The 13,687-nt window shown below is 42.2% G+C and carries 11 protein-coding genes; 9 read left to right on the plus strand and 2 right to left on the minus strand.

Going from position 1 to position 13,687, the window contains the following annotated elements; all coding sequences use genetic code 11:
• A partial coding sequence (locus F9K33_14615) for a hypothetical protein (GenBank protein ID KAB2878027.1) occupies window positions 1-1,552 on the minus strand: 1,552 nt, incomplete at its 3' end.
• Window positions 1,552-2,136: a hypothetical protein gene (locus F9K33_14620; GenBank protein KAB2878028.1), complete on the minus strand. Its 585-nt coding sequence runs from the start codon at window positions 2,134-2,136 to the stop codon at window positions 1,552-1,554. The genes F9K33_14620 and F9K33_14615, both read right to left, overlap by 1 nt.
• A gap of 333 nt (window positions 2,137-2,469) precedes the next feature.
• Between F9K33_14620 and F9K33_14625 the strand changes: the two genes are divergently transcribed.
• The 9 genes from F9K33_14625 to F9K33_14665 all read left to right on the plus strand — a co-directional run bounded on the left by F9K33_14625 (window position 2,470) and on the right by F9K33_14665 (window position 13,685).
• Complete coding sequence (locus F9K33_14625; GenBank protein ID KAB2878029.1) at window positions 2,470-4,356, plus strand: BamA/TamA family outer membrane protein; 1,887 nt, start codon at window positions 2,470-2,472, stop codon at window positions 4,354-4,356.
• Between the two features lie 151 nt (window positions 4,357-4,507).
• Window positions 4,508-5,674: an aminotransferase class I/II-fold pyridoxal phosphate-dependent enzyme gene (locus F9K33_14630; GenBank protein ID KAB2878030.1), complete on the plus strand. Its 1,167-nt coding sequence runs from the start codon at window positions 4,508-4,510 to the stop codon at window positions 5,672-5,674.
• Window positions 5,675-5,697: 23 nt separating this feature from the next.
• The gene (gene folB / locus F9K33_14635; GenBank protein KAB2878031.1) at window positions 5,698-6,066 is read left to right on the plus strand and encodes a dihydroneopterin aldolase; all 369 of its coding nucleotides are present in this window, start codon (window positions 5,698-5,700) and stop codon (window positions 6,064-6,066) included.
• Complete coding sequence (folK, locus tag F9K33_14640) at window positions 6,063-6,587, plus strand: 2-amino-4-hydroxy-6-hydroxymethyldihydropteridine diphosphokinase (GenBank protein KAB2878032.1); 525 nt, start codon at window positions 6,063-6,065, stop codon at window positions 6,585-6,587. The genes folB and folK overlap by 4 nt, the downstream gene beginning before the upstream one ends.
• Window positions 6,588-6,609: 22 nt before the next feature.
• Window positions 6,610-7,269, plus strand: a complete 660-nt coding sequence (locus F9K33_14645) for a hypothetical protein (GenBank protein ID KAB2878033.1) — start codon at window positions 6,610-6,612, stop codon at window positions 7,267-7,269.
• 77 nt (window positions 7,270-7,346) lie between these two features.
• Window positions 7,347-8,402: an AmmeMemoRadiSam system radical SAM enzyme gene (gene amrS, locus F9K33_14650; protein ID KAB2878034.1), complete on the plus strand. Its 1,056-nt coding sequence runs from the start codon at window positions 7,347-7,349 to the stop codon at window positions 8,400-8,402.
• An 11-nt stretch (window positions 8,403-8,413) separates the two neighbouring features.
• Window positions 8,414-10,513, plus strand: a complete 2,100-nt coding sequence (locus F9K33_14655) for a PAS domain S-box protein (GenBank protein ID KAB2878035.1) — start codon at window positions 8,414-8,416, stop codon at window positions 10,511-10,513.
• Between the two features lie 127 nt (window positions 10,514-10,640).
• A complete protein-coding gene (mltG, locus tag F9K33_14660) occupies window positions 10,641-11,720 on the plus strand; it encodes an endolytic transglycosylase MltG (protein KAB2878036.1) in 1,080 nt (359 codons plus the stop codon).
• Window positions 11,721-12,431: 711 nt separating this feature from the next.
• Window positions 12,432-13,685, plus strand: a complete 1,254-nt coding sequence (locus tag F9K33_14665) for a transglycosylase SLT domain-containing protein (protein ID KAB2878037.1) — start codon at window positions 12,432-12,434, stop codon at window positions 13,683-13,685.
• The last annotated feature ends 2 nt before the right edge of the window (window positions 13,686-13,687 follow it).

Consider the following 13,687-nt stretch of genomic DNA (forward strand, 5'->3'; position numbering starts at 1 on the left):
CCTGATCATAAGAGGCCGCATATAAATTAAGCGCGCTGTCTGCTGACATCGTAATATTCAAGGTGTCATAACGCGCTCCGCCGTTGTTGGCATTCGTCCTGATCGCAATAAAACTCGTATCCCCTACGCTCACGCTAATCAGGCCCGTCTGATCCGTGAAACCCGATGTGTCAGCGGAAATAAAACTTGTCCCAACCATACCAGCATGAAATGTAATGCTATCGTTATTGAGGGAATCTGCCGTTAGAATACCGTTCAATCCGTTTACCCGCCAATTGACTTTTACACGCCTTATAAAATTATCATTCTTATCAAACCCATAAGCATACGCTTTCACAGAATCATCCGCCGTCAGCGTTGTGTCGCCGGCTTCATTCGCAAAGGATTGCGGTGACCACTTGATTTTAATATATGCTACGGTATCGGAAATGACAGTAACCTGCTGAGTTCCGCCAGTCAGAATTCGGTTCGCACTAACTAAAGAAGCTCTTATATTAGATGGAAACAAAAATGCCCCGAGCGTATCCCTGACATCGAGCAAAAATGTTATTTTAATAGAATCTTTGACAGCCATATACGCTGTTTGAACGGCCAAGCTATCCGTACTTGAATTGTAATTCCATACTGCAAATCCATAATCTGCAGGACGAGTGCTTGAATTTTGAATAAACTGACTGACGCCATCAACACTGATATCCGTGACTGTTATCGATTTATCCGTAAAGGGATTGAATACAAGCAGCGAATCAAACCGCGCCATCGAATCCGCAGGCGATGTGGTCCGAATGATATAGATAAATTGTTGCAGGTTAGTATGTGTAACAACCGATGCTGGCGCGATGGAAGCGTCAGCTGTGGACGGATTGTTGGAATGAAACAAGATGGCTAAGTTATTACTCAAAGTTCCGGCATTGTCAAACGAATACAGGAGGCCCGATGCACCAGCAGAACCTTCAATACCCACAGAGCAATTACCCCCATCAACGCCCGACCCTAAAAGCGTCTGATATTGAAGAAGAATATGATTGGTGGTTTCAAAGAGAACCACCTGAAAAGTTACAGATTGAGCCCCGCCAACAGACAGGTCGTAATTGCTCCAGGTAACAACAAACTTACGGTGAGGGGCCGTTCCAATAGTTTTATAATAAACCCGTGAAAATGAACCCGTTGTCAGATCAGTCCAATATGCTGCAATCATCCGGTCAGGAGCCCCTGCTGCAGGAATGGTGACGTGAGTTGGATGAGAAATCACAGAATCAAAACTAACAAAGCCGTTGGAACTGATCACCAGTCGGGAAACTGTGGTATCAAAAAAACTAAAATTAAACCCAATATTGACAAATCCGCTGGTATCATCATCCGTAAGCGTCAACTCTGTTCCATCCGTAGCATCAATCCAATTATACACGACCTTTGGGCTCGGAGATTTGGAATTAGTCCAACGGTACGTGCCACTGCTGTCCTGATCAGCCCACACGGTCCCGGCGGCAAATGACAATGAGAGTGTCCCTGTCCATAAGAAAGAGAATATTTTTCTTAAGTGTCGATTCATTATTTAACAGTACCCTGGTGTTTGAGCAGAATTGGTTTTGCAGAAACATAAGTGGAAAACGTTCCCGGAGACGAACTGAGCGATACAGCAACAAACATGAAGTTTTCTTTTCCGGTCAATGAAGCGGCTGCTAATGGGTTTTCTCCTATTGTTTGATCGTATTCGGGAACGAAAATGAGCAACCGAATAAACACCCGATCGCCGTTTTGTAGCGTGGTTGCAGTACGAATAACTGTAGATTTTTTCTTGTTAATGACCCAAGCCGTTTGCGGAATGTTTTTTGCGAAGAGGGTTGAGTCTTTTGTGAGCCAAAGTTCAGCGGAATTACTGCTGTTAACCCTCCTTATCGATTCTATAACTATCGAGGCATTTTCAAAGGGGATCTGAATTTCTAAGGTATTGGCAGGCCCGTTTTTCAACGTCAGATTCAATTCGACGTGCTCTGGATTTCCGGCCTCGAATTCAAATTGACTCAGTTCAAATAAAATACCATCAGAACTTTGCGCTACCAATGAGTAGGAAAAGAACCAACAAAAGCACAGAGTGCGAATGAAATACTTATTCAGTAGTGTCAAATAATGCATTAATCTCTCTTGATAATTCAAAATAGAGAAACTGTCTGTGTAGACTTGTTTGGATAGTTTTAGAAAATATAATTAAAAGCCCTCAGGTTCGCAAGAAGATAAAATTAAAATAATTCGTAACTTCCCTATTCAAAATGGTTTTAAAAAGAGTAAAAAATCGTCCATTTTTAGGCACACATATCAAGCCCGGTTACACTATAATTGGTGTGATGGAACTTTTTGCAGTACCGATTGTCTAATTTACAATCCGATAAAAAAGGCATATATGAAACCTTTTTTAACCGGTATCGTATTTTAACTATCTTATTCAAGATAAACACAGGATTAACGATCATGAAAAAAATCATTCATTTTATGATGTGTGGGTTGCTTGTATTATCGTCCGCTACGTTATCCGCACAGAATGGCCGTATGGCATCCGATGACATGGATGAAAGCGGCGATGAATATATACAAGAGATCAAAGAAAAATACCTGCCCAATTCCAAGTCGCTTATCATTTTCAAAGGCGATCATAAATTATCTTCTGATAAACGAGTGGATGGCGACATTCTCGTTATAAATGGAGATCTCATAGTTCATGGTGAACTTAACGGCCGGGCGGTCGTGACCAACGGAAATATAGTGGTTAAGAGTACCGGGCGAATCGGGAAGGAAGCGATCGCTGTTAACGGGAAAGTTATTTTTGGCGACGATAACTCTACGGCCTTAAAGACAGAAAACTCACCTGCATTTTCAAGGAAAGATATGGACGATGAAGCCGATTCAGAATTTGATGACGTGGCTTCTGTTCCCAATGCCCCGACCCCTCCGGTGTTTAACAACGACTGGGCTGCTAAAAATTCCTACGAAAAAGAAATGGAACGATTTAATCGTGAAATGGAAGCATTCAACCGAAAGATGGACAAATTTAACTCCAAAATGCAGGCGTTGAATGAGAAAATGGCCGAGAAAAACAGCCATACCTATCATTATGATTACACCGGTGATGATGTCGATAGCGCTACTGAAGATAACGATGACACGCATAGCGCTTCGTTTGTCCGGGTGGACGATGAACCTAAAGATCAATGGAGAAAAAATCAAAAAAACCAAAGTGAAATCACCTATTTCCTTTCGCGAAAACCACGATATAAGTATACCAACTTCTTTTTGTTTGACTATAACCGGGTAGATGGGCTTTACTTGGGCCTCAAATTAGATCGGAATCACCAAATCTATTCCAGAAAGCCTTTTCAGATATACGGTGAAGCCGGCTACGCTTTTAGCGAAAAGGCACTTCGATACCAGTTGGGAGTAGATAAAGTGTGGGGAAGTCAATTTCGCTTCACCGTGGGCGGTGAATTGCATGATTTGACCAGTACTCAGGACGGTTTATTAGTAGGCGATATTGAAAATGCGGTAAATGCATTGATCCTCAAGAACGATTACAGGGACTATTTCAGAACGTTGGGTTATAGTTTTCAGGTAAGCCAAAATTTGAATGAATCACTGAGATTAGTCGCTGCCTACAAGGTTGACGATTATTCAAACATGCAGAATAATGTTAACTGGGCCGTTTTGTTCCCTAAACAAGATTTCAGAGTCAATCCGGCAATAGATGAAGGACATATGGTCAGCTATTCCGGTGCAGTTGAATTAAACACCGTATCGACGATCAGTGCAGGGAAAAAACATTTTAAACGTGTTGGATGGAACATATTGGCGGAAGGTGAACGTAGCCTTAAACCACTGAACTCTGATTTTGAGTTTACACGATACACACTGAGCGTCGCTCGTTATCAGCCGATCAGCCAATGGGAAAACATTGACGCACGAATAATGTTCGGCGCCGGAACAGGCGATCTTCCGTTACAAAAGATCTTTTCAGTTGGCGGGATATCGACCCTGCGCGGCCATTCCTATAAGGCGTTCACAGGTAATCAAATGGCTTTAGCAAATATTGAATACCGCGTCAGTTCCGGCATATTGAAAGATGATAAGATTTTCTTCATTCATCCGTTCAGTTTCATACTATTTATGGACAGTGGTTACGCATGGAATAATAAGGTCTACGCGATCACCGATTTATATAAAGGAACTCATTTAGGCGATTTTGAAACCGATCTAGGAATCGGGTTAGGCGATGAAAAAAATCATTTCCGTTTTGACATCGCAAAATCTGTTTCAGAAAAAAATAGCGATTACAAATTTAATTTGAGAATCAATTACGCTTTTTAATTAAAATTGAAAATTCATTTTTTCAAAACCCCGTTCCCCCGACGGGGTTTTTTGTTTTTATAGTATTTTAAATGCGCGCTTGAATTGAAGCGCCATTATAAATATATTGACTTACTTTATTTTACGGCTTCCATTTAAATGGCGGACAACCATGTTTACCGTATCTGACCGGTTTCAAAATTTACCTGTGCATCTTTTTGCGGAAGTAGACCGAATGAAACGGGAAGCCCTCGCGCAAGGAAAAGACGTGATTGATCTCGGGGTGGGTGATCCTGATATTCCTACGCCTCAACCTATTATCGATGCGTGTGTGAAAGCATTGCATAATCCGGTAAATCACCGTTACCCGTATCAGGTTGGCTCCATGAAATACCGCGAAGCGATTGTTCGGTTTTTTAAAAAACGCTACAGAGTATCTTTAGACCCGGTTAAAAACATCATTCCTCTGATTGGCTCCAAAGAAGGCATTGCACATTTCCCTCTGGTTTTTGTAAATCCGGGCGAAGTCGTGCTTGCTCCGGATCCGGGATATCCCGCATACATTACCGGAACGGTATTAGCGGGCGGCGACTATTATCCCCTTCCGTTACTGAAAAAAAATAATTATCTGATGGATTTTGATTCCATCCCTGTGAATGTTCTTGAACGGGCAAAATTATTATTCTTTAATTATCCTAATAATCCGACAACCGGCTCTGCGGACCTAAATTATTTTTCCAGAATCGCAGCCTTCTGCAGTAAGCATCACATTATTGGCGCTCACGATGCAGCCTATCAGGAATTATTTTTTGAAACCCCGCCTCCAAGTTTTCTTCAAGCGGCGAACGCTATAGAAACGAGCATAGAGTTTCACTCTCTATCCAAGACATTCAGTATGACCGGGTGGAGGGTCGGCTTTGCTGCAGGTGAGGCGTCGCTGGTAGCCGGATTATCACGCATCAAAACCAATATAGATACGGGTCTTTTTTTGGCAATACAGGAAGCGGCAGCGTTTGCCCTTGATCATCTGGAGGAATTAACACAGCCGGCAATTGCGGTGTACAAAAAGCGGCGCGACATTGTCGTTAATGGTTTACGCAAGGCCGGATTTAAAGCCGATATGCCGGACGCAACCATTTATGTCTGGGCGGAAGTTCCCAAAGGCATACCGTCAATGGATTTCGCTAAAAAACTTTTGGATGCGACCGGTGTCGTAATTACACCTGGAGCCGGGTTGGGCAAGTCGAGCGAAGGTTATTTCAGAATTTCGCTCACCACTTCAGAGGAACGATTAAGTGAAGCCATCCGTCGGATGCTCGATTTTTCAAAAAATTTCTGACGACTATAAAAAGGATGTAAACCTTGAAACCTCTTGACAAGATCAGGCTCACGCACATGGTAATTTACGCACATCACGGCGCACATGAAGAAGAACGAACTTTGGGTCAGAGGTTTGAAATTGACGTTGAACTTGCTTTAGATGCCGAGAGGGCCGCCACGGAAGACCGGCTTGACTTATGTATTGATTATGCGAAAGTCTATCACAAAATTAATGAAGCGGTAACGGAGAAAAAATTTTATTTGATCGAAGCGCTTGCCCAATATATAGCCGAAAAAATTTTACACGATTTCGATGTCGCCGAAGTCAAGGTGCTTGTTCGTAAACCCAGCGTGCCGATCAAAGGCTCCATTAAACACGTCGAAGTAGAAATCACACGAATAAAAAAATGAATGTTCCGCTTCACACTGTATACTTAAGTTTGGGATCCAATGTTGGCAACCGGCTGCTGCAACTTAGAAAAGCTATAACGGGTATTGAAGAAATTTCAATGATAAAAAAAATATCATCAGTTTATGAAACCTCGCCCGTTGGCCCTGTTGCCCAAAATGATTTTTTGAATTTAGTTCTGGAAATCCAAACGGACATGTCGCCTTATGACCTGATGGTACACCTCATGCGGATCGAAGAAAACCATGGGCGCCAGCGCGATTTAAAATGGGGGCCTCGCAGCATTGACATTGATATTGTGTTTTATGACCAGATGATTTTGAATATATCCGGTCTTATCATTCCACATGCCCATTACGCGGATAGAAGATTTGTCATGGAACCTCTTTGTGAAATCGCGCCGCAGTGGATATGTCCTGTCCGGCAAATATCAGTACAGGAAATTCACCGCCATCTTACGGACATCCATGCGGTAAAAAAAATGTATAATCTGACAATAGATAAAACTGTAGAATTGAACTGATCCGTTAGGAGCTCTAGGCTTGATGTCAAAAGAAAAAATCAAACTCATCGCAGTCGAAGGGATCGTTAAACGCAATAATACACTTCTCGCAAAACACCTGGCGTCCCTAACAAACGCACGGACCATTCTGGAGGAGGACGGCGCTTCATCAATGATCGATGTAAATAGTTCGGATCCAAAAGATCTGATATTCAAAAAACACATGCTGCGCCTGCTCGATCGCTATAAATCACAAAAACAAATCGTGCAGACGGAAATTTTTCACGATCAGATTATTTCCGATTATCTATTCTATGCCGATCGGATTTATGCGAATCTAAAATTGGAATCGGAAGATCTCTCATTATATGACACCTTGTTTAATTTTATGGAAAAAGAGGTTGCCATACCCGACTTTGTCATTTATTTACAGAACAATACGGAAACGGTTCTCGAAAAACTTTATGCAAATTACGGCATTAAGAATAACCTCATGGGGAAAAATTCTATCGACGAAAATTATGTCCGGACGCTTAATGAGGAGTTCAACGAGTTTTTCATGTACTTCCGATGGGCCCCGGTTATGATTGTCAACGCGAACCAATTGAATCCGGAAGATCCGAAACATGTACAGGATCTTATTTTCAAAATGCAACGGCCATTCTCTGGTGTTATCTTTTACAATCCTCCTATTACTACTTAATGATTTTGTGAATGATTGCGCTGTAAAAGCGTTATATAAAAGACAACACTTCTCGAAGTAATTAGGAGTGTTTTATTATGACCACCGACGTAACCCTCCGCGATACCCTGCGACTTCATGTCAGAGAAGGGGAACTTTACCGCTCCGTTGATGAAAAAACGCTGGAATGTTTTGCCTGCGGCCATCGTTGTTTGATCAAAGACGGACGGGAAGGCATTTGCAAAATTCGATTTAATAAAGGCAGTAGATTATTTGTTCCCCACGGATACACGGCCGGCATCCAAGTAGACCCGATAGAAAAAAAACCTTTCTTTCATGTTCTTCCCGGAGCAAAAGCATTGAGTTTCGGCATGTTGGGATGCGATCTGCACTGCGCCTACTGCCAAAACTGGATCACCTCCCAAGCGCTTACGGATCCGAATGCCGGTACTGATCCGATGATCATCACGCCGCAGCAGCTCACGCGGATTGCAAAATCATATCAGGCTCGGATCATGACCAGCACATACAACGAACCTTTGATCACTTCGGAATGGGCGGTTGAAATATTTAAAGAAGCAAAAAAAGAAAACATGATCTGTTCGTATGTGTCCAATGGCAATGCGACACCCGAAGTGTTGTCATACCTCCGTCCGTACGTTGATCTTTATAAAGTCGATCTTAAGAGCTTTAATGACAAAAACTACCGCAAACTCGGAACCAAACTCGACACCGTTCTCAACAGTATACGCTTGATTTATGAAAGCGGTTTTTGGCTTGAAGTCGTTACTTTAGTTATTCCAACATTCAACGACTCCGATAACGAATTACGTGCAATGGCCGAATTTTTGGTTTCCATATCGCCGGATATTCCGTGGCACGTGACGGCGTTTCATCGGGATTACAAGATGACCGACCCGGATAATACTACGTCTGAGTCGCTCTTTCGATCAGCACAAATCGGAAAAGAAGCAGGATTGCATTATGTGTACGCAGGCAACCTCCCTGGCAATTTAGGAACGCTTGAAAACACATATTGCCATCACTGCAAGGTTCTGCTGATCGAACGTGTTGGCTTCAGGGTTCTCCAAAATAAAATAAAGAATGACGCCTGTTATCATTGCAAAACGACCATACCCGGCGTCTGGCACTAAGGGGATCCGCAATGTTTGAAACGCTGTCCATTCACGAACTCGTTCAATCCATCGAAAAAATCAACGGAAAGATCCTCATACCGGACAAAGACGTCAATTGGCTGTGGGACAGTATTAATCATCAATACTACGACATCGATGAACATGACAGAACTTTGATCAAGGAGTGTCTGGACAGCACCAATCTTCGAAGTGAAATTAGGGAGATCACTAGCGACGGCCAAACGCATTTTATCGAAAACATCTACATTCCTATCGTTCGCGAAATTAATTCATCGCGTATCATACTCAAATTATCGTTTGACATCAGCGAAAAAATGAATGCCGAGAAAATAATTTCGGAAGAACGTAATAAACTCGCCAGTATCACTTCAAATTCCCCTGACGCGGTCATTATGCTGAATAATGATATGAAAGTCATTTCGTGGAACTTAGGCGCTGAAAGTATTTTTGAATATACGGCCGATGAAATGATTGAACGCCCTATCGACAGTCTGTTTCATCCCGACAACCCCTTCTCAAAGACGCTGAATACGTTTGCGGAATCACTGCACCTGAACGATACCATTCGGCATCACCTGAGTCATTGCGTTTCCAAGTCGGGCGTTCCGCTCTATTGTGAACTTACGGTCATGTTTATGCCAACGGCTGAAATGTCGTCGCGCGAAACGGTATTGATCTTACGCGACAAAACGCATCAAAAACAACTTGAGGATGAAGTTAAACGTACTATCGATAACATTTCAAAGATCAATGAGATCAGCGCGCTTATACATGCTTCGTTGGATCCAGATGATATTTTAGATATGATCCTGGTTGCCGCAACGGCAGGACAAGGCCTGCGTTTTAATCGAGCTTTTTTATTTTTGATGAACGAAGAAAAGACTTTTCTTGAAGGACGTAAAGCTATCGGGCCATCGGATCCACAAGAGGCCGGCGTATTGTGGACGGAACTGGATCAAACTCCCCGGTCACTCAAAGACATCCTTACATCGTATACTTCCGTTCAAGACGGGCGCGATTTCAAAGTCAATCAAATTGTCAAATCCCTGCGCATTCCAATTACGCAGGATCCGGAACAGTCGGATTCGGGATATCTGGCGTTTCATGAAGTTATCACGCAAGGCCATTGCCTCCATATACGACCCAAAGATGAAAAATATTTAACACCGACGATAAAGAATTTTTTTGAAACCGATCAAATGGCAATTGTGCCGCTTATTTCTACCGAAGGCGCCGTGGGCGCGCTTGTCGTTGATAACGCAATCACGGGCCGCCTGATCAGCGACCAGGATCTTGAAATGTTAAAATTGTTTGCTCATCAGATCGTCGCTGCTCTAGAAAACGCGGTCCTGTATGACAAACTCAGAAAAAAAGTTGAGGAATTGGAAGAAGCCCACACATCGTTGAAAAATAGCCAGGAAAAATTAATCCGATCCGAACGATTAGCGGCCATCGGTGAATTGTCGGCAAATATGGCGCATGAAATACGCAATCCACTGGTAGCTATTGGCGGATTCGCGCGAGCCATGCTCGAACATCATCATTACAAAGAAAATGAGGATTTCCTAAAAATCATAGTGGATGAAACGATCCGCCTTGAACGTATCCTGAACAATACGCTCACGTATGTAAAAACATCGGAACCGACCCTGGTCAGTCAACCGCTCTTACCCATAATTAACAACGCGCTTACGCTGCTGCATGAACGCCTTGAAAATAATCGCATTCAGCTTCACACCGAATTTGCAGATTCGATCCCCGATATTGAGATAGATCCAAACCAGATTTTACAGGCCATGCTGAATATTGTGATCAATGCAGTTGAGGCAATGCCGCTGGGCGGGGAACTTTCACTAAAATTGCATGTGGAGGATGATACCGTATGTTTGAGGGTACGGGATACCGGCGAAGGTATCGATGAAGATTACCTAAAAAATATTTTTGATCCTTTTTTTACAACCAAGAACCGGGGAACCGGATTGGGCCTGGTCATCGTTCACGATATTTTTGAACGCCACGGTATTATTTTCAGAGTCGAAAGCGAAAAAAATATAGGCACTTCATTTGTGATTAATTTTAAAATTCACCAGGTTCCGCAGCCCTCTTAATATCTTGCGAAAGCCCCGCCCTTTTTGTTACATTAACAAGCGTGAAATTCCATTGCTAAAAAAATATTAACTTCGTATAATGGCGCGCATGAAAAAATTATTTTTATTTGTGGGCGAGGGGAAATAATTGAGTAACTCCAACATGGCATCTGAAAGACCAAGGACCATCCTGAAGTTCATGATTCTCGGATTTGGAGTTCTTTGTTTGTTCATTATGGTAGGCATAGCAGGCTTCTACAAATTGGTTCTGTACAACGTTCCCGCCGTGAAGGTCGAATCATTATCTATGGACCAAAAACTTGTAATCACTATTCCAAAAGGTTCTACTCTTAATGAAATATCTCATATACTCGAAGAAAGCGGCGTGATAGAAAATGCCCGCTTATTTGTGTATGCAGCCAAATATCTTAATGCTGAAAAAAACCTTAAAGCCGGACAGTATCTTTTGCCCGCGCATGCATCGAATCATCAAATATTACGAACCCTTCAAAATGCGGTACCGCAAAGCATTCGAGTGACGATTCCCGAAGGTAAGGATACGGAGTTCATCGCTCGTACGATCAAATTTAAACTTCCAATTGACACGGCGCAGTTTAGGAAAGCCGTTAGAGATTCGGCGCTCTGTTCGCATTTTCGTATTCAGGCAAATTCTCTTTTCGGATACCTCATGCCAAATACTTATTTTCTGGATCCGGGAATGAACGAAGAGGATATTGTAAGGGTCATGGTGAAGGAATTTAATAATTTCTTTGATTCCGAATTATACCGCCGCACAGTCGAGATGAATTTTACTTCGCATCAAATCGTAACGCTTGCTTCGATCATTGAAGGTGAAACGGCTGAAGAAGAGGAGCGGTATTATGTGTCTGCCGTATACCATAACCGCCTGAAAAAAAATATGCCGCTTCAGGCGGATCCCACGATTCAATTTATTATTCCGGACGGCCCACGCCGCTTGTACCATAAAGATCTGGAAATGAATAATCCATACAATACTTATAAGTTTAAAGGACTCCCGCCGGGCCCAATCAACAACCCCGGCAAAGCCTCTATTCTCGCCGCTCTATATCCTGCAAAAGTCGATTACCTTTATATGGTGGCTGACGGATCGGGAAAACATATTTTCTCCAAGACATTAGCTGAACATGTCAAAGCAAAAAAGCAACTCGACAAATTAAGAAAAAACCTTAAACGCAGCCGCGATTAATTTCAGAAAATTATTTTTTTGTGAGAAATTAATGCGCTTCTCGAAAAAATTTTATTTTTTTGTGATCATTTTCCCTTTGACAAAACATCGCGCGCGTTACCGGAGCAAAAAAAAACCGATGTCCCGGCGTTTTCTCAAAAAACAAAATTTCATTTTTGTTTTTGAAAAAAAGCCCCTATATTTTTTTAGATCCGTCTCTATCCGCAAATCGTTATGAAATGGGCTTCTACAGACACACACGGTATTTCGTTATTTTTTTTGACTTTTTTTGTACCAATAGCCGCTTCAAAAAAAATAAAACTTTTTCATAAATGCAGAATTTTGTTGACTTTCAAAACAAAAAAAGTTATGATAGTGATGAGAGAATGAAGGTGCTCTCAATTAATTAACTAAACTTTAACAAGGTGAAAGGAAACCTGAACATGGCAACGAAAAAAGCCGGTGCAAAGAAGTCAACCAAGAAGACTTCGAAAAAGAAAACCGCTAAGAAATCAACTAAGAAGTAATTTTAAATTACCTTACAGTGGTTCCATCTGGGTTACACAACTGTAAGATTAGTTGAGCAAGGGGACGTTACACACCCTCTTCGGTTTTGAAAGCAGGTATCTTAATTGATACCTGCTTTTTTATTTTGCTTCAGTTCCGCTTGATTGTAAGACGCGATGCTTGTATTTTTTTATAAATTTTCACCTAATATAAAGTGACGATGCCATGATCAACAAAACATTTATCACGCTTTTTTGTTTTCTGATTTCGATTCAACAGGATGGATCAAAAAATTCCGCGGTTCATTCCGGAATAGATAATAAAATGCTTATTCGCGCGCTTCCCGATACTTTTTCTTTTTGTGGTGAGCGTGTACCGCTGGAAATTCCGGATGTGAAGGAACGAATGGAAGATATTTATTACTCGCGCATCGGAAACGACGACCGCATTTTTTTACAATTGAAACGCACGCGCAGATACTTCCCGCTCTTCGAAAAGATCCTGAAAGAAATGGATGCTCCGGATGATTTAAAATATTTGTCGGTGGCCGAGAGTTCACTGCGTATTGACGCCTATTCAAATGCCGATGCCGCCGGGCTGTGGCAGTTCATTCCTTCCACGGGTAAACTTTGGGGGTTGCGGGTAGATAAACAAATCGACGAACGTTTTCACGTTGAGAAATCAACACGGGCCGCTTTCCGGATGTTAAAAAGCTTGCGTGCGGAATTAGGAAGCTGGTCATTGGCCGCAGCGGCATACAACAACGGCCTAGCAAATATCAACCGGGTCGTTAAAGAACAAAAGGAAAATAATTATTTCGATCTTTTCTTAAACAAAGAAACGCGCAACTATATTTTTCATATAGTCGTTATGAAGGAAATTCTTGATCATCCTCACGATTACGGTTATGTATTAGCGGACCATGATTATCATCGCCCATACGACGAATCAACTCATCTGATCACCGTCGCGGGGCCGATTTCGGATCTAGGACAATGGGCAAAAGAACAAGGAACAAATTACAAAACAGTTAAACTTCATAATTATTGGATTATGAAAAATGTTTTACCGGATGGCCGTTGGGAATTGATATTGCCGAAAGAAATAAAAATTTCTGACTCGGAGACTGATACAACCTACGGGGCAGTCTCGACGACCGAAACATCGTTTTTTATTGAACATATCGTTCAGGAAGGCGAATCGCTTATCAAAATCTCAAATCAATATGACGTGCCGGTATCTGACATCCTTAAGTGGAACCATCTCAAATCCGATGTGGTTTTCATTAACGCCAGGCTGAAAATAGAGCTGACGATATCCAAAAGAATTGTCCACTACGTGAGAACCGGCGACACACTCATCCGGCTTGCGGCGCTCTATCGTGTGAGTCAAGACCAGATTAAAGCATGGAACAAATTAACGGGTGATGTAATATCTGTGGGGAAGTCGTTGACGATCTATGCGGGCTCGGTCGATTAAAA

The organism is bacterium, assembly GCA_008933615.1.
Lineage (GTDB): Bacteria > CLD3 > CLD3 > SB21 > SB21 > SB21.

Coding starts and splice junctions, on each gene's coding strand:
- F9K33_14620 (KAB2878028.1), bottom strand. CDS start 2,136: ATGCATTATTTGACACTACTGAATAAGTATTTCATTCGCACTCTGTGC.
- F9K33_14625 (KAB2878029.1), top strand. CDS start 2,470: ATGAAAAAAATCATTCATTTTATGATGTGTGGGTTGCTTGTATTATCG.
- F9K33_14630 (KAB2878030.1), top strand. CDS start 4,508: ATGTTTACCGTATCTGACCGGTTTCAAAATTTACCTGTGCATCTTTTT.
- folK (KAB2878032.1), top strand. CDS start 6,063: ATGAATGTTCCGCTTCACACTGTATACTTAAGTTTGGGATCCAATGTT.
- F9K33_14645 (KAB2878033.1), top strand. CDS start 6,610: ATGTCAAAAGAAAAAATCAAACTCATCGCAGTCGAAGGGATCGTTAAA.
- amrS (KAB2878034.1), top strand. CDS start 7,347: ATGACCACCGACGTAACCCTCCGCGATACCCTGCGACTTCATGTCAGA.
- F9K33_14655 (KAB2878035.1), top strand. CDS start 8,414: ATGTTTGAAACGCTGTCCATTCACGAACTCGTTCAATCCATCGAAAAA.
- F9K33_14665 (KAB2878037.1), top strand. CDS start 12,432: ATGATCAACAAAACATTTATCACGCTTTTTTGTTTTCTGATTTCGATT.